We start from the raw sequence: 20,267 nt of genomic DNA, 5'->3' as shown, positions 1-20,267 counted from the left end.
TTCCTCCCATGCTATGACAATACGATGCTGCCAAGTCTTTTGAGCATTTCATTTGCCACAACTCCGATAATAAATCCGGTGATCACTCCTGCGATCAGAAGCACCGGCACATAATAGGCGACGCTGAATGTCTCCACGACCAGCATCGCTACGATCAGCTGACCGACATTATGAAAGACACCACCTGCCATGCTGACTCCAAAAACACTGAATGATCCCCGCTTTTTCAAAATCACCATCACTGCAAGGCTTAAAAGTCCGCCTGCCAGACTGTATAAAATACTAAACAGACTGGCAAAAATAAATCCGGACAGCACGATACGCGTCACCGAAAGCAACATGGCATCCTTTCCACCCATCTTGTACAGTGCCACCACAACGATCAGATTCGCCAGTCCAAGCTTAACCCCCGGAATCCCGATCTGAAACGGGATCAGAGTCTCTACATAACTAAATATCAGCGCAAGGGCAGTAAATACACCAAACCACGCTATTCTGACTGTATTTTTCTTCATATCTTAATTCGTCACCGCATCCAGTTCGGCTTCTTCTCCATCGACAATTTTCAGAACGATCTTATTCGGAAGGCAGATAATACTCTCTCCGTTCCTTGAAATTGCTTTCTGGTGTACACAGATCTGATCCGGACAGTTGGCCGCTGCCATTTTCACTTTTCCGTTCTCGATCTGCACGGTGTTCGTTCCTCCGTTGATCTTAAATGCACGCTCTTTCTGCAGATCCAGTGTCTCTACCACTTTCCCGTCAATCTGTATTTCTACAACGCCTGCGCTTTTCTGGCTCGTGAATAGATGTCCTGCAAAAAAAATGCCTGCCGCAACAAATACAAGGAGGACAAGAATCAGATCATTCTTTTTAAAACCGGATGCTTTCTCCTCATGGCTCTTATTTTCTTTATGGCTCATAGGGTTCTCCTTTTTCTTTGTTTATTCTAACACATCATTTTATCTAATGCAATCAAGTGTTCGATTGATTTTTTTCATAGGGGAACGTATAATGGGGTAATTGACGAATGAGACGGTTTGTGGAAGAAGAGAATGGGGACGCCGTGAGGGAAGCGAAAGTCCTGCACGCCTCAAGTTGTGCAAACCATTCCGATGAACCACTTAGGGCGAAAATCGTGTTCAGCAATGGCTTCCACGATTTTTGTGTTTCATCTCCATTGCACAAAATAGAGGCGTGCAGGACTTTCGCTTCCCTCACGGCTGTGCATTGGCTGATTGCACAGACCTGAGATTCGTAAATTTTCATTATGTCGTTTTTAGGAAGTTTATGAAAAAAACAATGCTGTAGGTTATGGTTTGAGGAGGTTTGCGATGAAAATAAAAAGTTTGGGAATTGGTATTTGTTTGAGTTTGTTTGGGACTTTTTGTCTGGGTGGATGTTCTGGGAGTTCGCCACAGCCGGTGTCGCGGACGGTGACGGTGTTTGATACGGTGGTGACGATTACGGTTTATGATAAGGATTCAGAGGATGTTCTGGATGCTTGTGTGGCGAAATGTGAGGATTATAATGCGCGGTTTAGCCGGACTTCGGAAGGAAGCGAGATTTATGAGCTGAACCATGCAAACGGGGAGCCTGTGACACTTTCGGGTGATACGGTGGATTTGATTCAGAAAGGCGTGGAATACAGCCGTCTGGCAGATGGAAAGTTTGATATTACGATCGCTCCACTTAGTGACTTGTGGGATTTTAAGAATAATACGGGGACCGTTCCGGATGATGCGGCGATTCAGCAAGCGAAAAGTCATATCGGATATGAGAATGTGAGGGTTGATGGAAATACGGTTCAGCTTCTGGATCCGGAGGCGGCTATTGATCTTGGCGGAATTGCAAAGGGATATATTGCGGATCAGCTGAAAGCATATCTGAAAGAGCAGAATGTATCCCATGCACTGATCAATCTGGGCGGAAATGTGCTGGCTCTTGGCGGCAAACCGGATGGTTCGGATTATAATATCGGTATCCAGAAGCCGTTTGCACAGAATGGAGAAGCGATCACCAGTGTAAAGATCAAGGATCAATCTGTGGTTTCTTCCGGTATTTATGAGCGGTATTTTAAGGTGGACGACAAGATTTATCACCATATCTTAGATCCGAAAACCGGGTATCCTTATGAAAATGATCTGCTTGGGGTGAGTATTGTCTGTGACTCTTCTACGGAAGCGGACGCACTTAGTACGACCTGCTTTGCGATGGGGTTAGATGATGGATTGAAATATATCGAAGGAATCAAGGGGGCAGAGGCACTCTTTATCACGGATGATTATGAGATTCATTACTCCAGCGGATTTCCAAAGTAAAAAAGTTGAATGATGTAGGTTGTGAGACAAATCAGAAAAATAAATGGTACCAGATTCAGTTATAAAAAAAATTGAATCCGGTACCATTTATTTTTCTTATGTTTCCTACTTCACTGTCTCTTCTCCCGGCAAAGCCCAGCGGATTTCGGCTTTGAAGAGATCTGCTTCGGTTTCGATATGGAAGCTTCCTCCTTGGAGACCTACGAAGCTTTTTACGATTGCAAGGCCAAGACCGGAGCCTTCGGTATTGCGGGACTCATCTCCGCGGACGAAGCGTTCTGTAATTTCTTCCGGATTGAAGGTGAGCTCAGTTGCAGAAATATTTTTCAGGCGGATAAATACATCTTTCTCCGTCTTTTCGATTTCCACATAAACTCTTGTTCCCGGAAGCGCATATTTTACAATGTTATTCAGAAGATTCTCAAAGATCCGGTAGGTCTTCTGACTGTCCAGACGAAGAATCACTTTTTCTTCCGGAAAAGTGGTCCTGAACTCCAGACCTTTTTCTTCGAACTTATCTTCCAGCTCAAATTTTACCTGTTTAAACAGATTGACGATATCCACGTTCATCAAATTCAGGTTTACATTCTGGCTGCTTGCTTTGCTGATCTCAAAGAGGTCTTCGATCAGGACTTTCAGACGCATAGATTTGCATTCCAGAATATCAATATAATCCTTTCGCTTTTCCTCATCTTTCTCGTCTTTCAACAGATTCACATAGGTTATGATCGCAGTCAGCGGTGTTTTCAGATCATGTGATACGTTTGTGATCAGTTCTGTTTTCATACGCTGGCTCTTTACTTCTTCCTTTACCGCTTTCTTAAATCCGGTCTGGATCTTCTGGATTTCATTACGGAACGGACTAAACACACCAAGATCACCTTCAATCTCTACATCCAGATTTCCGTCTGCAATTTTATTGGTTGCCTCCAAAAGCAATGCATATTTTTTCCGGAGATCATTAAAATATTTTTGCAGGATCAGGAACAGGATTACAGAATATACGATCAGTCCTGCAATTCCGTAATACCAGAATGAACAGATCACCAGCAGTATTGCGAAATTGAACAGCACGATTTTCAAAATAATCTTATTGTTCTTTTCCTTGAAATTGAACTGATCCAGCGAATGATAAAATGCTTCGATCTTATTCTTGCACCAGCGGATACCACCTCGGATTCCGTTTCCGAATCTTCTCCAGATCCAGATCAGCAGAACTCTTTTTTTCACATATTCCTTTACTCCAAGAAGCCGGATCTGGCGTACACAGCCGGATACCCAGTACATGACTGCAAAGAAAACAAACCAGACCAGAAAATCGATTGGCCACACATTTCCTTTCGCGTGCATAATCAGTTCTCCAAGATAGCTGAAAATCAGGCTAATTCCAGTAATACCAGTCGCTATCGCAATTTCAAATGGTACATGGAAAATTTTTTCATCTCCTGTATGCAGATCTTTCTTCATCGGAATCAGCCATGCCAGAAGTGCGACCAACAATATAAGGGTCAAGATTGTATAAACCGCCGCGTTTCCCACCATTGAAGAAATCGGATATACCCGCATAACATAAGCATTCAGCTTTGCTTCCGTCATCATGAAATAATAGGTCCTGTCTTTTGGTGAAATATTTTCAATCTCACTTTCATCTTCATATTCAAATATTTTTTCCGGCAGATTTGAGGTCAGGATCTTCAGAACAGCTTCCTGTTTGGTTACTTCCGTTCCCATCACCTGATCAATCTTGATTTCACCGTTTTTGTCAAACGAGATCTTAATCCCAAGAGCATAATCTGCAAGCTCGGTATCTTTCACTTTTTCCCAGGAATCTCTATTCGACCGGTATCCATCGATTACCTCTCCGTTTGCATCCTGCACCTGGTAATTCATATATGCAATCTGCCGGTTAAATTTCTCATCAAATTCCGGATAATAATCATCCAGAAACTTTACGTTATATTCGTTTCCGGATTCTTTGGAATACAATACATAGCAGTCCCGAATAAATGTCTTCATAAAGGACTCACTCGTCCGGTAATTCTGTGTCAGACTGTCCTGCTCCTTTTTTGCATTCTTATAAAAAGTATTATAGTTTCCTAACACGATCACCGTCGCAAGTAAGATTACACCTAAAATCAGGACAATCCCTAGTTTATGCCTGTTTTTCGATTTTGTATCCAACGCCCCACACCACCTTTAAATATTTTGGTTCTTTCGGGCAGCTCTCAATTTTTTCACGGATATTCCGGATATGGACCATGATCGTATCGGTATTGATCGCTTTTTCATTCCATACACGCTCGTAAATTTCCTCTGCCGAAAAAACTCTTCCAGGACTCTTCATAAGGAGAAGCAGGATTTTGTACTCAATCGGTGTCAGGCGCACCGGTTCTCCGTCAACCGATACCTCCACCGTAGCTTCATTCAGCTCCAGACCGCCGATCACATGGATATTCTGATTTTCTTCACGATCTCTTAGCTTCTCTGCAAACATCCGGTATCTTCTGAGCTGTGAATTCACCCTTGCAAGAAGCTCCATCGGTGTAAATGGCTTCGTCACATAATCATCTGCCCCGATATTCAGTCCCATGATCTTATCCACTTCCTCTGATTTTGCCGACAGCATGATCACCGGAAAATCATATTTTTCCCGAAGCTTCATCGTCATACGGATTCCATCCATCCGCGGCATCATAATATCGACGATTGCAAGATGGATTTCCTCTTTCTCGATCACTTCCAGACCTTCAATCCCATCTGCCGCCTGAAATACTTCGTATCCCTGACTTTTCAGGTATATTTCCACACCTTCTCTGATTTCCTTGTCGTCTTCAACGACCAGTACATGATTCATTTCCATAACTGCTTTTCTCCTCTTTTTCTCATCCTTGACTATAGTCTATCTCCTAAAGCTAAAGAGAACCGGAATAGATTTCTAAAGAATTTCTAAAAAAATGAAAAAGCTTTTCAGCAAAGCACTGCTGCCCTGCCGAAAAGCCTGCCAGATACTTATTTAATAACCATAATAGCTTACTCTGCCGATCGCTGCGATGATAACAAAGAAAATCACAAGCACATAGGAAATCACCTGAAGGATCAGGGATGCTCTGCAGTAGTTACGCCGGTTCAGATTGCCACTATTACCAAACGCCCAGATAATATACAGAATCAGTCCCGCACATGGAATAATTCCGACAATCATCGTTAAAAGCCATTCTCCGGTAGAAAGTGGAGATAGATCCATCTGCTTTGGCGGCATCTGACAATTGTTCTGGCTATTGTAATTGTTATTATAGCCGCTCGCGTTAAATCCGGTATTATAACCGCTATTCTGATACTGGTTGTCAGAGTACCCATTGGTATAAGCTCCGCTCTGATTGGTTCCGTTATAATACGAATTTCCGTTGTAAGTATTATTTTCATAAGTTCCATCCGAAGTTCCGGAATGGCAAGCGCTTCCGTCCGGTGCTGACTGTCCGTAACCGCTTCCGTTTTCTGACTTTGGCATTTCACCGTAAGTATATGCCGGATGACTTTTTTCTTCCTGCTTTAAATTATCGTCCGCTGCCTCTTTTGGCACGCTATTGTCATTCTTTGCCTGCGGCTCTGCTTCTGTATATCCTGCATTGGGATCGGTGTAAGAAGATGGACTCTTTTCCTCCCCTTCACTATTCTCAGTTATCTGGTCATTTAAGTTATTATCCATATCCCAAAACCTCCTGTGTATTCATTTTTTTCATCATAGCACACCAAAAAGCTGAAAACAATAGCTCTTTTTGCCAAATTACTGAATTCAAAGACCAGATTCTGAATATCAAATCTATTAGCCGGTTATTTGATCCGCAGCCTCTGACCGACATAAATCAGATTCGGATTTTGTAGTTTGTTCAACCTTGCGATTTCCTGATAAGATGTTCCGTATATCGTTGCAATTTTCGAAAGCGTATCCCCGGATTTGACGATATGATACTTGTTTTCTTCGGCATTGACTCTGCTTTGTACTTCTTCATACCGTTTCCCCAGAACCGTTTTCCGCACTTCCCCGTTGCCATATTTCCCGGCACGCACTTCCTTTGCCAGTGTCTCTGTACTGGCACCGGAAATATAGTCGATCATCCCCTGCACTTCTCCATATCTGGTTCCAAGCCAGCTTTTCCGTTCTTCCCCATTTCCAAATTCTCCACGCATCGTCCGAAAAACCAGATCCAGCGTAGTTCCTTCCTGGTTTTCTTCCTCTTCAGAAGGTTTCTCTGAAGTTGTCTGGTTTCCTTTTCCAGCATACCGGCTCCACGCCTGCCGGTCTCCGTAGAATTTATTCAAATCCAGATTGCCATTCCATCCGCTTAATCTTCCCGAAGAACTGTACTGCCGCATCACACAGGCATATGCACCCTCATTCCATGGATTTTCCTGGTACCCGATTGGCTCCATACTCGCGTACTGCGCTACCCACAGTCCATAGTTTCCGATATTCTGCAATCGGCTCATCATACTTTGCTGCACATAAATCACAGGATTGACGCTGGTCTTTGTTGAAATATAATTACACCAGGCTTTCACCCATTCCCGGTCATTCACACCAAATGCCGGATTGGACCGCCCTTCCCAGTCCAGCACAAGCATTGCCTCCCCCACACGGCTCCCTGCATTCTTCAGAAAATATTCTGCCTCCGCCTGTATATTTCCACCAGACGCATAGTGATAAATGCCCAGGCATTTCCCTGCTGTTTTCGCCTGGCGGTAGGCTCTTTCGTAATCCGGATTTACATAACCGGTTCCTTCTGTCGCCTTAATCACCACAAAATCACACGGGACAACCGCAAGATTGATCCCACTTTGCCAGTTACTGATGTCAATTCCATTTAATGCCATACCACTTCTACTCCTACTCTTCTTTTCCTGCCTGCTTGATAATCTGATGGATGTAGGTACTCAGTCCTGCAACAACAATGCCCTGCGTTACGGATGCGAAAACTGCGGTCAACACATCCTGTGCTCCTGCGAAATGTGCGGTAGATGTCACCCAGATCCCGCAGATGATAATGCCTGTCGCCCCAAGCGTGATCGGAATATATTTATCTTTGATAAATTCTGCTTGTTTAAGTGCAATTCCGAAAAAGTATAGAACTGCGGTCACAATAAGCAGTTCCGGTTTTACATAATCCATAAGTTGCTCCATTATCTGGATAGCCTGCCTTTCTTTTTTAGAACTTTAAGGAAGATTTTATATATAAACGATTCAATCAGATGTGATATTAGTATATGTGAGAAATAGGATTTGGTGTCAAAAGAAAGTAATGCCCTGTTGGCTTAATTTTGCATACGTATTGATTTAATGCGTATCCTGATCACTTATATAACCGGCTAAAAGAGCTTTCATTTCCTCTTCAAAATAATTTACTTTTTCTTCACTCACTGCTTTTACCTCCATACATAAAAATAGAAGACTCAGCTATTAACCAAGTCTTCCGTAATGTTTTTAGTCTGTTATTTTAATTTCTTTAATATCGTGTTCATTAAACCCTATCCAGTCGCCAGGACGTTGAGGACAATCTTCGATACAAATTCCAGCTACTCCTTCTGGCTCATTATCTTCAGGATAAATATAGTCAGATACAATTCCCTCAAATATTTCGTTATCAATATCTGTAATTTTTACTCTTTTTCCTTCTAAATCCTTTGTTATTTTCATACTTATTTGATTTCCTTTCTTGGATATACATGAGTTCCGGTTTTAGAATATACGATCATACCGGCATCAGTTTCTACTTTCTTCCCGTTTATATCTAAATGAACACCAATAGCTTTCGTATCTGTAAATTTTTCTTTCCGTAACCAATTTCCATTTTTGTCAAGTAACGGGGTTCCCTTTTCACTGTGTTTATCAACTAATCTTTGTGCATAATCTAAATCATCGTACAAATAGCTCAGTAAGAGTGCTTCATTTAAAAGATGCAATGGAAAATGGAATATATGTAGATAAGAAGGGTGAAAGTAGAACACCGTCTCCATCTACAAAAGAACGAATCAAATCAATGTTTAGATTGAGCTTGAAAAAGTAGATCTTGAAAACCGGGAAATAACTGGTGATATGAAGACTAAAGCAGGTACTAACCGAACAGTTCCTATTCATCCTAGAATTAGACCTCTTGTTATTAAATGGTACAATAAGGCACAAGAGTTGAACAGTGAATACTTATTTAATTGTACCGATACGAATACGGCAAAATCTAATTTAATGCTAACATATGATAAGTATAGACGTAGAATAGAAGCACTTGTTGATGCTTTAGAATTGAATCCAGATCACAGACCTCATGACAGTAGAAATACTTTTATAACGATGTGCAAGAATGCTGGGGTTGATGAATATGCCATTAAAAAAATGGTGGGTCACGAAATATACGACATTACTGAAAAAGTCTATACTAAGCGTGACCCACAATGGTTGCATAATGAAATACTGAAAATACAGTAAATTGTTAGTTCGTATAGTGTATGAGTAAGGTGTAGGACTAATGTATGAGTAATGTATGAGTTAACTACATTTTCCTACTTTTTACTACCATCTACTGCATTCACAAGCCCTTATTTTACGCGGTTTTCTTAGAATTTACCAGCTTTGTGAGCTTCCTCAATGCTTACAGCAACAGCGACTGTCATTCCGACCATCGGGTTGTTACCTGCACCGATAAGACCCATCATTTCTACGTGAGCCGGTACAGATGAAGATCCTGCGAACTGTGCATCAGAGTGCATACGTCCGAGTGTATCTGTCATACCGTAAGAAGCCGGTCCTGCTGCCATGTTGTCCGGATGAAGTGTACGTCCTGTACCACCACCTGAAGCAACTGAGAAGTATTTCTTTCCTGCTTCTACGCATTCTTTCTTGTATGTACCTGCAACCGGATGCTGGAAACGTGTCGGGTTTGTAGAGTTACCTGTGATAGAAACGTCAACGCCTTCTTTCCACATGATAGCTACACCTTCACGTACATCATTTGCACCGTAGCAGTTTACTTTAGAACGAAGTCCGTCAGAGTAAGCGATTCTCTGAACTTCTTTCAGTTCTCCTGTATAATAGTCATAGTCTGTCTGAACATATGTGAATCCGTTAATTCTTGAAATGATCTTTGCAGCATCTTTTCCAAGACCGTTCAGGATAACACGAAGAGGTTTCTGACGAACTTTGTTTGCTTTTTCAGCGATACCGATTGCACCTTCAGCAGCTGCGAATGATTCATGTCCTGCAAGGAAGCAGAAGCAGTCTGTTGTTTCTTCAAGAAGCATCTTTCCAAGGTTACCATGTCCCAGACCTACTTTTCTCTGATCTGCTACAGATCCCGGAATACAGAAAGCCTGAAGTCCTTCTCCGATTGCTGCTGCAGCGTCTGCTGCTCTTGTACATCCTTTTTTGATTGCGATTGCTGCACCTGTGATGTAAGCCCAGCATGCGTTTTCAAAACAGATTGGCTGAATACCTTTGATCTGGTTGTATACATCCAGTCCGGCATCCTTTGTGATCTTTTCAGCTTCTTCGAGTGAAGCAATGCCATAGCTGTTTAAAACTTCATTGATTTTATCAATTCTTCTCTCATATGATTCAAATAAAGCCATTTAATTGTCCTCCTGAAAATATTGTTGCCTATATAACCCGTTAATTACTTATGTATGTAATTAGTTTTTACGCGGATCAATGATCTTAACGGCATCAGCTACACGTCCGTACTGTCCTTTAGCTTTTTCCCAAGCTTCATTCGGAGTATCGCCTGCTTTGACAAAGTCTGTGAATTTTCCAAGACTTACGAACTGGTATCCGATGATTTCATCATGGTCATCAAGAGCGATTCCTGTTACATAACCTTCTGCCATTTCCAGGTAACGTGGTCCTTTTGCGAGAGTTCCGTACATTGTACCAACCTGTGAACGAAGTCCTTTACCAAGGTCTTCAAGTCCTGCACCGATCGGAAGTCCTTCTTCTGAGAATGCACTCTGAGTTCTTCCGTATACGATCTGTAAGAAAAGTTCTCTCATTGCTGTATTAATTGCATCACAGACAAGGTCTGTGTTAAGTGCTTCCAAAATAGTCTTTCCTGGAAGAATTTCTGAAGCCATAGCTGCGGAATGAGTCATTCCTGAACATCCGATAGTCTCCACAAGTGCTTCCTGAATAATACCATCTTTAACGTTCAAAGTAAGTTTGCATGCACCCTGCTGTGGAGCACACCAGCCGACACCATGTGTAAGACCGGAAATATCTTTGATTTCTTTAGCCTTTACCCATTTTGCTTCTTCCGGAATTGGAGCTGGTCCGTGGTTTGCACCCTGAGCTACCGGACACATCATTTCTACTTCATGTGAATAAATCATGTTAAAACTCCTTTCAAATACATCTGTTTTTCTTTTATAAGGCGTTTGTGATTGTTTTAACACCATATGTATTTATTTTCGCACAATTTTCGACATTCGTCAATTGTTACTTTGTACAAGATTCCAGAACTCACTGTCTGTTTTATATTCAATTATTTCTTTCATAGTAAACGGCGCTGTGATCCATCCACTCTCCGCAGAAGATTTTTTTCCATCTCCCGGGTAATGGTAAGTAATTCCGATCTCAATTCCATCCTTATCTACAAAGAATGCATCAAAGTACCGGTTCTCCAGGATTTCCCCATTTAAAATCTGTCGGAAATCATTTAATTTCACACTGCTTAACACCTCTGCCGATGGTGCTTCACCCTTCATCTTTTTCATCCAATCGTGCATAAATGCATCGCTTAGATCCACGATATCTGCCACTTCAAACTGCTTTGCGTCAGAAATACGGATGTTGCGGGTACGGAGGTCACAATACTGTGCAGAAGTATTTCCTGCATAATAAATATCATTGAATGCTACGCTGATAAAATCTTCTCCTGCATAAGAAACCTTGTACGTTACAAGACTTCCTAAAAACGGGTTCGATTCCTCCAACATTTTCTCTTTCATAGAATCACTCGGAGCCAGATATAAGGTATTGACCGTACTCATCGCACAGTCCTTCAGCATTTCATTGATCTTGTCAATATTTTCACCTTCCACACCTGTGATCTGCGGATATTTGACATCAAACTGCATCGGATATTCGCCTTTATTTCCATTGGAAAAATAAGTGTAATTTTCCTCCGTGATCGTATACGGCAGATTTTCTGCCTCGTAGCCTTCAATTGCCTCGATTCCCTGTGCTTCTTCAGAACTGCTGTCCTTATTATCCTCTTCATTTCCATTACTGCCAAAGATATCGTCAATTTCTCCGTCCTCATCCGGGTTATATTCAAAAATCTGTGACGAATCCTCCTGTTTTCCTTCACCACTCGCAAAATTGCTGATGATTTTTCCGAAGAGCAGTCCCAGGAATATCAGAAAAATAAGTACGGTAACTGCGATCCCGATAAAAAGTCCCGTATGTTTCTTTCCATTATAGGAAGATCTTACATTTGCCGGTGATATCATCAAATCCATCGGAACAAAACGGATCCCGTTCTTTTCCTGAACCGGTGCCAGATCCCGGAATCCCATATGGTGATAAGCTTCCGTACTCACAACCGATGCATTGACCGTCATACGCATCAGAGCAAACTGCATCGTACAGTATCTGCACATTTCACCAACAAGAGCCTTCGCAATCCCTTTTCTCCGCAAATCCGGGCGGACAAACAGAAGGGAAATATGTCCATCCCTCCGCACGGCTCCGACACCGCCAAGATCCTGTCCTTCTACCGCGCCAAAGACGATCATCTCTCCGCTTTCGACAAGAGGCATAAAATTCTCCATCTTGATAAAACGGGCAAATTCCTCGATTCCCTGCTGTGTACAGGAATTGGCGTTTTCTCTGATAAATACATCCCATACCAGATGCAGACCTTCCACAACCTCCTGACTGCTATATAGTCTTTTTATGATCATTTTTCTGTACCTCATCTTTTCCAGAATGAACTGGTTTTCTCTCTTACGCCCTCTTTAAAAGTTCTTCCCGCAAGAGCGTGATCGCACGTGCAACCGCATAGTCCCGGTTCTTCTCACGATTGCCGGTAAAACGGTACTCTCTTACCGTTACCTCTCCATTTACCGCACATCCGATATACACAAGTCCGACCGGTTTTTCCGCTGTGCCGCCGCCAGGTCCTGCGATTCCGGTTACACTAAGTGCCGCATCCGCACCTGCCGCCTTTGCTGCCCCAAGTGCCATCTCTGCTGCTGTCTGTTCACTGACTGCCCCGTAGGTTTCCAGTGTCTCATGCTTCACACCAAGAATCTTTTCCTTCGATGCATTCGCATAAGTAATATATCCTTCATTGTACACGCTGGAAGCTCCCGACACATTCAGAAGTCTGCCGGAAAGCTTTCCGCCTGTACAGGATTCTGCCGTTGTCACAGTCATCTTCTTCTCTTCCAGAAGACGGATCACCGACTCTTCCAGTGTCACATTCTCTTCGGTCGTATAAACAGCATCACCAAAACGCTTCTTCATCTCTTCGATCATCGGCTCCATCAGTTTTTCTGCCGCTTCTTCAGAGCATGCTCTTGCAGTCACACGAAAATGTACCTCTCCTGTCTTTGCATAAGGCGCAAGCGTCGGATTGGTCTGTGCATCCATCAGATCCGCAACCATGGTCTCTGCCCTGCTTTCCCCAATCCCGCACACTTTTACCATATGGGAATAGATTCCCTCCAGCTGCTTTTTATTGAGGTACGGTGCAATGTCGTGTTCAAACATCGGCTTCATCTCATTCGGAGGACCAGGGATCAGGATCGCTGCTTTGCCGCGCTCTTTATCCTCCAGGATCAGTCCAGGTGCCGTTCCGTTCAGATTGTCGATCACGATCGCGCCTTCCGGAACCAACGCCTGCTTCCAGTTATTTTCCGTTACTTTTTTACTCTTTATCTTTTCAAAATAATCCTGGATCCGTGCTTTGGAATGTTCATCCATATAAAGTTTTCTGCTAAATACCTTTGCAGTTACTTCTTTTGTCAGATCATCCTTGGTAGGGCCAAGTCCCCCTGTCAGAATTACGATATCAGCGCGCTCTATTGCCTGGCGGATTGCTTCTTCCATACGCTCTTCATTGTCACCGACAACAGTCTGGTGATATAAAGAACAACCTAGCAGAGCACATTTCTCTGCTAGGTATGCTGCGTTTGTATTCACAATGTTGCCAAGTAAAATTTCAGTGCCGACAGAAATCAGCTCTACAACCATTTTACATGCCTCCCTGTGTTAATACCTGTTTGTTCTTTGCAATATAATCGATCAGTGAAACGACGGTCAGGAGCAGTGCTACCCATGTAAGGACTGTTCCTACAACATTCCACACACCGCCCAGATCCATGATCAGCACAATGATCAGTGCCATCTGTGATACGGTTTTGAATTTGCCCCAGTAGCTTGCCGCAATGACGATTCCATTGTCAGAAGCAACCAGACGGAATCCGCTGATGATAAATTCTCTGGCAATGATCACCAGAACAACAATGACATTCAGTCGGTTCATAGATGTCAGACAGATCAGCGCGGTACATACCAGCAGCTTGTCTGCAAGCGGATCCATAAATTTACCGAAGTTCGTTACCAGGTTGTACTTTCTGGCGATTTTCCCATCCAGCATATCTGTCAGGCTGGCAACACAGAAGATCACAAGTGCGATCCACTTATCTGCTGCTCCGGTAATATCAAATAACATAAACACTACAAAAAACGGAATTAAAATCACTCGTAAAATCGTTAACTTATTTGGTAAATTCATAATAACTCTCCTATCAAATCATAATCTGCCGATCCGGTCACTTTTACCTTTGCAAAATCTCCCGACATCAGTTCTTCCGATGTGTTCACAAAAATAAGTCCGTCTACATTCGGCGCATCCCGGTAGGTTCTTCCCACATAGGCATTCTCATCTGCTACCTTGCCTTCGATCATCACAAGCAGCTCTTCCCCAATCCGGTCTTCTGCCTGGTCAAATACGATATCCTGCTGAAGTTCCATGAGCTCTGCCTGACGTTCCTCTTTGACTTCTTCCGGGATCTGATCCGGCATAGATGCTGCAGGAGTATCCTCTTCCGGTGAGTAGGTAAATACGCCAAGTCTGTCGAATTCCATCTGATCCACAAAATCCATCAGCTCTTCATGCTGTTCCTGTGTCTCTCCCGGGAATCCAGTGATCAAAGTTGTGCGAAGTGCGATATCCGGAATCTCACGTCGAAGCTTCTCAATGGTCTCGATGAGCTGCGCTCTGGAAGTCCGTCTTCCCATTCTCTTCAGGATACCATCGCTTGCATGCTGAATCGGGAGATCCAGATAATGGCAGATCTTTGGTTCCTCCTTGATCACCTGAATCAGCTCATCCGTGATTTCCTCCGGATAGCAGTATAAAATACGGATCCAGCGAAGTCCGCTGATCTTGCAAAGCGCTCTCAAAAGCTGTGGAAGCCGCTTCTCCCCGTACAGATCGGTTCCGTACATGGTGGTCTCCTGTGCTACCAGGATCAGCTCCTTCACCCCTCCGTCTGCCAGATTCTGCGCTTCCTCCAGCAGATGCTCCATCGGCACACTCCGAAAATCTCCTCGTACCTTCGGGATAATACAGTAAGTACAGTGCTTGTCACAGCCTTCTGCAATCTTCAGATAAGCGAAATGTCCGCCGGTCGTCACCATACGGTGCGTGTCTGTCACCGGGAGATAATCCACATCCTTCATAGTCAGGCGCACATCTCCGCGCTCCATCGGACTGTCGCTTAAAACTCCATCGATCACGTGTGCGATCTCTTCATAAGAAGTCGTTCCGAGAACCGCATCAACCTCCGGGATTTCCTGAATGATCTCTTCTTTGTATCTCTGTGCAAGACAGCCTGTTACGATCAGGGCTTTTAATCTACCGGTCTTCTTCAGATCTGCCATCTCAAGAATATTCTGGATACTCTCTTCCTTTGCGTCATGGATAAAGCAGCAGGTGTTAATGATAATGACATCTGCCATTGTCTCATCGTCCACCATCTGATGACCGTCCTTTGCAAGAATCCCAAGCATGACCTCCGAATCCACAAGGTTCTTGTCACAGCCTAATGAAATGAATAATATATTCATAAAATAAATTTCTCCTCAAGCATAATTTCTGGGCGGCAGGGGAAATCATCTTCACCGGAAAATAAAATCCCCTATCATAAGAATACCCCGCAGACAGCTGCAGGGTATCGAACTTCTTTTATTTATCTGCATCTTCTGCAATAATTTTGATCTTTCCACTGTTCAGCTCATCAATTGCAATAGAAAGCGGCTTTTCGCCGTCCTTAACAGGAACAAGCGGCATCTCGCCGTCAATGATCTGTCTCGCTCTCTTTGCTGTTGCAAGAACGATAGAATAACGGCTGTTGACAATCTTAGTTGCGCCTTCTTCCACGTCCTGATTTACTACTTTCATCAAATCGGTATATGATGGATGTAACATAAATTCTGCTCCTTTCCTACAGTTCCTTCAGTTCTTTTCTGATATCATCTATAAAGTCAGCATTCCGGCTTACCCGGTCATGCTCACCCTGAATAATGCTGTGCATCTCTTTTGCGCAGCGCTCCAGGTCATCATTGATCACAAGATAATCGTACTTCTCTACGCCCTGTGATTCTTCTACTGCCCGCTTCATTCTCGAATCGATCACTTCTGCGGTCTCGGTTCCCCGTCCTACCAGTCTGTCTTTCAGTACCTGCGCACTCGGCGGAGTCACGAACATCAGCAGGGTATCCGGATACTTCTCTTTCACTTTCAACGCACCCTGGATCTCAATCTCAAGGATCACATCCTTGCCTGCCTCTAACTGCTCCATAACATACTGCTTCGGAGTTCCATAGTAATTTTCTACATATCTAGCATACTCTATAAGCTCATCACGCGCAATCATTTTTTCAAATTCTTCTTTGGTTCTGAAAAAATACTCTCTTCCATCTTCTTCCCCGACACGAGGCTGTCGCGTGGTTGCAGAGATCGATAATGCATAATTATCATAGTCCTGCATCAGCTTTTTCATCAGTGTTCCCTTACCGGCTCCGGAAAATCCGGATACTACAATAAGAATTCCTTTTTTTTCTCTCATAATCAGTTCTCCTGCATACTCAGACATTGAAATGTTATTTTAACACATCTTTTTACATTTTTCAAAGCTTTATTCAATATTTTGAATCTGCTCACGGACTTTTTCAATCTCAGTCTTCAGATCAATCGCATAATTGGATACTTCCAGATCATTTGCCTTGGATAAGATCGTGTTCGCCTCACGGTTCATCTCCTGCGCAATGAAATCAAGCTTGCGTCCGATTCCCTCTGTCTGTTCCAGAGTTTCCTTCATATGCTTGATATGGCTTTTCAGCCTTACCACTTCTTCATCTGTACAGATCTTGTCAGAGAAGATCACAACCTCAGCCGCGATCCGTCCTTCGTCAATCTGGGTGTCCCCAAGAAGCTCCTTCACTTTCGTTTCCAGCTTCTCCCGGTATTCAGCAACGATCTGCGGAGATCGCTCTTCAACCCTGGCAACAACTTCCAGCATTCCATCCAGCTTGCCAATGATATCCTTTTTCAGGTTCTCACCTTCTGTAGTCTTGGTCTGTACAAACTGTTCGCATGCGCCTTTCATTGCTTTTTCAAGACCACTCCACAGTTCTTCCTCATCCACAGACTGTTCTTCCATCGTAAGGACTTCCGGGCAGCGTGCAAGTGTGGATACCCGCACATCATTGTCAAGCCCAAACTGTTCTTCCATCTGCTTAAAACTTGCCATATATTCTTCTGCCAGCTTCTGGTTATATTTCAAAGTCATCTGGCTTTCTGTCATATCTTCATACCCGATGAAAATATCAATCTTTCCTCTCTGCACATACTGCTTGAGCAGGTTGCGGATCGCGGACTCAAAGAAGTTAAGCTTCTTTGGCATACGGATATTCACATCCAGGTAACGGTGATTAACCCCCTTCATTTCTACGGTAAATTTGCGGTCTGCTTCGGCGATCTCACACCGTCCAAAGCCTGTCATACTTTTTATCATTTGATTTTCCCTCTTCTTACTGACCTTTTAATGGCCGTTTTACTATCGATTATTATAGTTCATTTACACTTACTCGTCAACCGGGTGACAGGGCATTTTCACTTGTCTATGCATGCCTCTCTATGCTATAATGAGCCCATTGAAAAAAGAATGTGCCCTGGCATATTCCCGGATAAATATGAGGTGAATTTTTAAAATGGCTTTTGATGGAATTACAATCGCAAATATCGTAAAAGAATTAAATGATACCATCCTGAACGGGCGGATCGCCAAGATCGCACAGCCGGAAAATGATGAACTGCTTCTCACGATCAAACCTGCGAAAGGACAGGTAAGACTGGTCATCTCCGCAAGTGCATCCCTGCCGCTGATCTATCTCTCCAGAGATAACAAACCAAGTCCAATGACTGCGCCGAATTTCTGTATGCTTCTGAGAAAACATATTGCAAATGGCCGCATCGTAGGCATTTCTCAGCCTTCCCTGGAACGGATCATCCGCTTCGAGATCGAGCACCTGGATGAACTTGGAGATCTGTGCCGCAAATCCCTGATCGTTGAGATCATGGGCAAGCACAGCAATATTATTTTCTGTAATGAAAAAGGAATGATCATCGACAGTATCAAGCATGTTTCCGCGCAGATGAGTTCTGTGCGTGAGGTTCTTCCGGGAAGAGAATATTTTATCCCGGATACTATGAAAAAAGAGAATCCACTTGGCATACCGGAGGAAAATTTCACACAGGAACTTCTCTCCAAACCAATGCCGGTCGGAAAAGCGATCTACAACAGTTTTACCGGAATCAGTCCGGTTGTCGCCGAAGAGATCTGCTATCTGGCAGGAATCGACTCCTCTGTTCCGGCATCGGAGATGTCCGGTGATCTGCTGGCGCATCTGTACCGGCAGTTTACCTATTTTATGGAGCAGGTGACAGAAAGCAAATTCTCTCCTGCTATTTATTACGATGGAAATGAGCCGAAAGAGTTCTCATCTCTTCTGCTCACCCACTTTTCCAACTATCAGGTAAAATCTTATGATTCGATTTCCGAAGTGATCCGGACTTATTATTCTTCCCGTGATCTGATCACCCGGATCCGCCAGAAATCTTCGGATCTGCGCCGTGTGGTTCAGACAGCACTGGAACGTAACCGCAAGAAATACGACCTGCAGTTAAAGCAGCTTCGCGATACGGAAAGCCGCGATAAATACAAGGTATACGGAGAACTGATCCACACCTACGGTTACAATCTGGAAGAAGGTGCAAAAGAACTGGAAGCACTCAATTATTATACTAACGAAATGATCAAAATTCCGCTGGATCCGCAGAAAACACCGCAGGAAAATGCAAAGAAATATTTTGACCGGTATAATAAACAGAAACGTACTTTCGAGGCTCTTTCAGAACTGATCAAAGAAACGAAAGATGAGATTGATTATCTGGAGTCCGTCAGCAAATCCCTGGATATTGCACGAAGCGAGGATGACCTGATCCAGATCAAGGAAGAACTGATCGAAAGTGGATTTATCCGCAGAAAGCAGTCTGCCAAAAAGGTGAAGATCACAAGCAAACCGTTCCACTATATTTCTTCAGACGGTTTCCATATGTATGTTGGAAAAAATAATCTTCAGAACGAAGAACTCACCTTCCATTTTGCAAATGGCGGGGACTGGTGGTTCCATGCGAAAAAGGCACCGGGTTCCCATGTCATCGTGAAGACGAACGGGGAAGAACTTCCGGACCGGACCTTTGAAGAGGCAGCCAGACTTGCTGCGCATTACTCGAAGAATTCCGGGGCTGAAAAGGTAGAGGTTGACTATGTAGAGAAAAAGCAGGTTAAAAAACCAAATGGAAGCAAGCCTGGGTTTGTCGTGTATTATACCAATTATTCGATGATGATAGATAGTGATATTTCTGGGATTCAGGAAGTACAATAAGATAGGTTGTGACACCACCAGAGAAGAATAAAAACAAGCCAAATAGTTCTTATATTTTACTATAAACTATTTGGCTTGTTTTAGTGTTTTATTTTTTATAATTCGATATCAGTATTTACTTGATCTCATATACTTTATCTAACTGCATCATACATGCCTGGATTTTCTTCATCCCCTCATCATCAACAGGTTTTCCGGAGAAGTAGTAGGTGACTTTGCTGGGTTCTCCTGGGGTGGTTTGTTCGGGGAGAACTCGTTTTAGCTGGCGAAGGGTGCCTTCGTTGCCGTCTACAAAGTGGATTTCTCCCGGGAAGATTTTGCGGAAGGATTGTTTGAAGTAGTTGAAGTGAGTACAGCCAAGTACGACTGCAGCATACTGGTTGAGTGTATAGCTCTGAAGGCTGTTTTTCAGGTATTCATCTACTTCCGGGTCCTGGAATCTTCCGGCTTCGGCAAAGCGGACCAGTTTTGGAAGTGGCGCAAGGTCTACTTCGTGTTCGGTATCTACTTTTTCCAGAAGGCTGTGTAATTTTTCTCCGGCTATCGTAACCGGTGTTGCTGTTACCAGAATCCGTTTCTGCATATCCTGATAGAGCTTGAGCGCGCGCTTAACTGCCGGTTCCATACCGACGATCGGTACGGCAAATTCGCCTCTGAATTCTTTCGTTGCCACGCTGGTTGCCGTATTACAGGCGATTACGATTGCATCAACTTCCTTCGCGATCAGGAAATTCAGAACCTCTTCTACATATCCTTTGATCTGTTCCCTCGTCTTTTCTCCGTATGGAACATGCTTTGTATCCGCATAATATATAAATTCTGCTTCCGGCATCTTTTTCAGTGCGCGGTGAAGCACAGAAAGTCCGCCGATCCCTGAATCATATATTCCGATTTTCATTGGTGTTACCTCGATTTCTTATTTTCTTATCTGGTTTAAAGCCAAA

At 43.4% G+C, this 20,267-nt stretch carries 22 protein-coding genes; 3 read left to right on the top strand and 19 right to left on the bottom strand.

Annotation, left to right across the window (positions count from 1 at the left end; all coding sequences use genetic code 11):
• Nucleotides 1-11: 11 nt before the first annotated feature.
• On the bottom strand, nt 12-515 hold the full coding sequence (locus tag PGR14_RS00950; protein WP_008375166.1) for a Gx transporter family protein: 504 nt from the start codon (nt 513-515) through the stop codon (nt 12-14).
• Nucleotides 516-518: 3 nt separating this feature from the next.
• Nucleotides 519-923, bottom strand: coding sequence for a NusG domain II-containing protein (locus tag PGR14_RS00945; RefSeq protein ID WP_055247193.1), 405 nt, complete (start codon nt 921-923; stop codon nt 519-521).
• Between the two features lie 411 nt (nt 924-1,334).
• On the opposite strand from PGR14_RS00945, the gene PGR14_RS00940 reads away from it, so the two are divergent.
• Nucleotides 1,335-2,321: an FAD:protein FMN transferase gene (locus PGR14_RS00940; protein WP_008375163.1), complete on the top strand. Its 987-nt coding sequence runs from the start codon at nt 1,335-1,337 to the stop codon at nt 2,319-2,321.
• 105 nt (nt 2,322-2,426) lie between these two features.
• Here the strand turns inward: PGR14_RS00940 and PGR14_RS00935 are convergent, their stop codons facing one another.
• The 7 genes from PGR14_RS00935 to PGR14_RS00905 form a co-directional block, all read right to left on the bottom strand.
• Nucleotides 2,427-4,502 carry a sensor histidine kinase gene (locus tag PGR14_RS00935; RefSeq protein WP_055260609.1) on the bottom strand — a complete coding sequence of 692 codons (2,076 nt, stop codon included), beginning with the start codon at nt 4,500-4,502 and terminating at the stop codon, nt 2,427-2,429.
• Nucleotides 4,474-5,181 carry a response regulator transcription factor gene (locus PGR14_RS00930; RefSeq protein ID WP_008375161.1) on the bottom strand — a complete coding sequence of 236 codons (708 nt, stop codon included), beginning with the start codon at nt 5,179-5,181 and terminating at the stop codon, nt 4,474-4,476. The genes PGR14_RS00935 and PGR14_RS00930 overlap by 29 nt, the downstream gene beginning before the upstream one ends.
• A 153-nt stretch (nt 5,182-5,334) precedes the next feature.
• Nucleotides 5,335-6,027, bottom strand: a complete 693-nt coding sequence (locus PGR14_RS00925; protein ID WP_008375159.1) for a hypothetical protein — start codon at nt 6,025-6,027, stop codon at nt 5,335-5,337.
• Between the two features lie 125 nt (nt 6,028-6,152).
• A complete protein-coding gene (locus PGR14_RS00920; protein WP_055260608.1) occupies nt 6,153-7,193 on the bottom strand; it encodes a GH25 family lysozyme in 1,041 nt (346 codons plus the stop codon).
• A 13-nt stretch (nt 7,194-7,206) separates the two neighbouring features.
• Complete coding sequence (locus PGR14_RS00915; RefSeq protein WP_172676441.1) at nt 7,207-7,500, bottom strand: phage holin family protein; 294 nt, start codon at nt 7,498-7,500, stop codon at nt 7,207-7,209.
• Nucleotides 7,501-7,800: 300 nt separating this feature from the next.
• Nucleotides 7,801-8,013, bottom strand: coding sequence for a hypothetical protein (locus PGR14_RS00910; protein WP_055155584.1), 213 nt, complete (start codon nt 8,011-8,013; stop codon nt 7,801-7,803).
• Between the two features lie 2 nt (nt 8,014-8,015).
• On the bottom strand, nt 8,016-8,243 hold the full coding sequence (locus PGR14_RS00905) for a polymorphic toxin type 50 domain-containing protein (RefSeq protein ID WP_055260607.1): 228 nt from the start codon (nt 8,241-8,243) through the stop codon (nt 8,016-8,018).
• Between the two features lie 121 nt (nt 8,244-8,364).
• On the opposite strand from PGR14_RS00905, the gene PGR14_RS00900 reads away from it, so the two are divergent.
• On the top strand, nt 8,365-8,799 hold the full coding sequence (locus PGR14_RS00900; protein WP_270222873.1) for a tyrosine-type recombinase/integrase: 435 nt from the start codon (nt 8,365-8,367) through the stop codon (nt 8,797-8,799).
• Between the two features lie 128 nt (nt 8,800-8,927).
• Here the strand turns inward: PGR14_RS00900 and PGR14_RS00895 are convergent, their stop codons facing one another.
• The 9 genes from PGR14_RS00895 to PGR14_RS00855 form a co-directional block, all read right to left on the bottom strand.
• Nucleotides 8,928-9,938, bottom strand: a complete 1,011-nt coding sequence (locus PGR14_RS00895) for a GGGtGRT protein (protein WP_008375150.1) — start codon at nt 9,936-9,938, stop codon at nt 8,928-8,930.
• Nucleotides 9,939-9,998: 60 nt separating this feature from the next.
• Nucleotides 9,999-10,691 (bottom strand): iron-sulfur cluster assembly scaffold protein, encoded by a 693-nt coding sequence (locus PGR14_RS00890; protein ID WP_022220480.1) that lies wholly within the window; start codon nt 10,689-10,691, stop codon nt 9,999-10,001.
• 99 nt (nt 10,692-10,790) lie between these two features.
• Entirely contained in the window at nt 10,791-12,266 is a 1,476-nt protein-coding gene (locus PGR14_RS00885; RefSeq protein ID WP_055246826.1) for a GNAT family N-acetyltransferase, read from the bottom strand.
• Between the two features lie 43 nt (nt 12,267-12,309).
• Nucleotides 12,310-13,560 carry a competence/damage-inducible protein A gene (locus tag PGR14_RS00880; protein WP_055246828.1) on the bottom strand — a complete coding sequence of 417 codons (1,251 nt, stop codon included), beginning with the start codon at nt 13,558-13,560 and terminating at the stop codon, nt 12,310-12,312.
• Between the two features lies 1 nt (nt 13,561).
• The gene (gene pgsA / locus PGR14_RS00875) at nt 13,562-14,104 is read right to left on the bottom strand and encodes a CDP-diacylglycerol--glycerol-3-phosphate 3-phosphatidyltransferase (protein WP_055155589.1); all 543 of its coding nucleotides are present in this window, start codon (nt 14,102-14,104) and stop codon (nt 13,562-13,564) included.
• A complete protein-coding gene (rimO, locus tag PGR14_RS00870) occupies nt 14,101-15,441 on the bottom strand; it encodes a 30S ribosomal protein S12 methylthiotransferase RimO (protein ID WP_008375138.1) in 1,341 nt (446 codons plus the stop codon). The genes pgsA and rimO overlap by 4 nt, the downstream gene beginning before the upstream one ends.
• Nucleotides 15,442-15,559: 118 nt before the next feature.
• On the bottom strand, nt 15,560-15,802 hold the full coding sequence (gene rpoZ / locus PGR14_RS00865; protein WP_022220478.1) for a DNA-directed RNA polymerase subunit omega: 243 nt from the start codon (nt 15,800-15,802) through the stop codon (nt 15,560-15,562).
• Nucleotides 15,803-15,818: 16 nt separating this feature from the next.
• Nucleotides 15,819-16,442, bottom strand: coding sequence for a guanylate kinase (gene gmk / locus PGR14_RS00860; protein ID WP_022220477.1), 624 nt, complete (start codon nt 16,440-16,442; stop codon nt 15,819-15,821).
• Between the two features lie 69 nt (nt 16,443-16,511).
• A complete protein-coding gene (locus PGR14_RS00855; protein WP_008375132.1) occupies nt 16,512-17,390 on the bottom strand; it encodes a YicC/YloC family endoribonuclease in 879 nt (292 codons plus the stop codon).
• A gap of 196 nt (nt 17,391-17,586) precedes the next feature.
• Here PGR14_RS00855 and PGR14_RS00850 point away from each other — a divergent pair, with 196 nt between their 5' ends.
• Entirely contained in the window at nt 17,587-19,323 is a 1,737-nt protein-coding gene (locus PGR14_RS00850) for an Rqc2 family fibronectin-binding protein (RefSeq protein ID WP_055246830.1), read from the top strand.
• Between the two features lie 115 nt (nt 19,324-19,438).
• Here PGR14_RS00850 and murI read toward each other — a convergent pair whose 3' ends face one another.
• Complete coding sequence (gene murI / locus PGR14_RS00845; protein WP_055246832.1) at nt 19,439-20,221, bottom strand: glutamate racemase; 783 nt, start codon at nt 20,219-20,221, stop codon at nt 19,439-19,441.
• Nucleotides 20,222-20,267: the final 46 nt, after the last annotated feature.

Origin of the sequence: Coprococcus sp. AF99-45 (assembly GCF_027663865.1) — a bacterium.
Classification (GTDB): domain Bacteria; phylum Bacillota; class Clostridia; order Lachnospirales; family Lachnospiraceae; genus Allocoprococcus; species Allocoprococcus comes.
Note: the sequence above shows the minus strand (reverse complement) of the source record. Positions and strands in the feature narration are given on the sequence as shown.

Bases quoted from the DNA above. Each gene is read 5' to 3' on its own strand.
- PGR14_RS00925 (WP_008375159.1), bottom strand. From the start codon at position 6,027: ATGGATAATAACTTAAATGACCAGATAACTGAGAATAGTGAAGGGGAG.
- pgsA (WP_055155589.1), bottom strand. From the start codon at position 14,104: ATGAATTTACCAAATAAGTTAACGATTTTACGAGTGATTTTAATTCCG.
- PGR14_RS00895 (WP_008375150.1), bottom strand. From the start codon at position 9,938: ATGGCTTTATTTGAATCATATGAGAGAAGAATTGATAAAATCAATGAA.
- PGR14_RS00880 (WP_055246828.1), bottom strand. From the start codon at position 13,560: ATGGTTGTAGAGCTGATTTCTGTCGGCACTGAAATTTTACTTGGCAAC.
- PGR14_RS00885 (WP_055246826.1), bottom strand. From the start codon at position 12,266: ATGATCATAAAAAGACTATATAGCAGTCAGGAGGTTGTGGAAGGTCTG.
- PGR14_RS00945 (WP_055247193.1), bottom strand. From the start codon at position 923: ATGAGCCATAAAGAAAATAAGAGCCATGAGGAGAAAGCATCCGGTTTT.
- PGR14_RS00890 (WP_022220480.1), bottom strand. From the start codon at position 10,691: ATGATTTATTCACATGAAGTAGAAATGATGTGTCCGGTAGCTCAGGGT.
- PGR14_RS00940 (WP_008375163.1), top strand. From the start codon at position 1,335: ATGAAAATAAAAAGTTTGGGAATTGGTATTTGTTTGAGTTTGTTTGGG.
- PGR14_RS00920 (WP_055260608.1), bottom strand. From the start codon at position 7,193: ATGGCATTAAATGGAATTGACATCAGTAACTGGCAAAGTGGGATCAAT.
- rpoZ (WP_022220478.1), bottom strand. From the start codon at position 15,802: ATGTTACATCCATCATATACCGATTTGATGAAAGTAGTAAATCAGGAC.
- PGR14_RS00950 (WP_008375166.1), bottom strand. From the start codon at position 515: ATGAAGAAAAATACAGTCAGAATAGCGTGGTTTGGTGTATTTACTGCC.
- PGR14_RS00930 (WP_008375161.1), bottom strand. From the start codon at position 5,181: ATGGAAATGAATCATGTACTGGTCGTTGAAGACGACAAGGAAATCAGA.
- gmk (WP_022220477.1), bottom strand. From the start codon at position 16,442: ATGAGAGAAAAAAAAGGAATTCTTATTGTAGTATCCGGATTTTCCGGA.
- PGR14_RS00855 (WP_008375132.1), bottom strand. From the start codon at position 17,390: ATGATAAAAAGTATGACAGGCTTTGGACGGTGTGAGATCGCCGAAGCA.
- PGR14_RS00850 (WP_055246830.1), top strand. From the start codon at position 17,587: ATGGCTTTTGATGGAATTACAATCGCAAATATCGTAAAAGAATTAAAT.
- rimO (WP_008375138.1), bottom strand. From the start codon at position 15,441: ATGAATATATTATTCATTTCATTAGGCTGTGACAAGAACCTTGTGGAT.
- murI (WP_055246832.1), bottom strand. From the start codon at position 20,221: ATGAAAATCGGAATATATGATTCAGGGATCGGCGGACTTTCTGTGCTT.
- PGR14_RS00915 (WP_172676441.1), bottom strand. From the start codon at position 7,500: ATGGAGCAACTTATGGATTATGTAAAACCGGAACTGCTTATTGTGACC.
- PGR14_RS00910 (WP_055155584.1), bottom strand. From the start codon at position 8,013: ATGAAAATAACAAAGGATTTAGAAGGAAAAAGAGTAAAAATTACAGAT.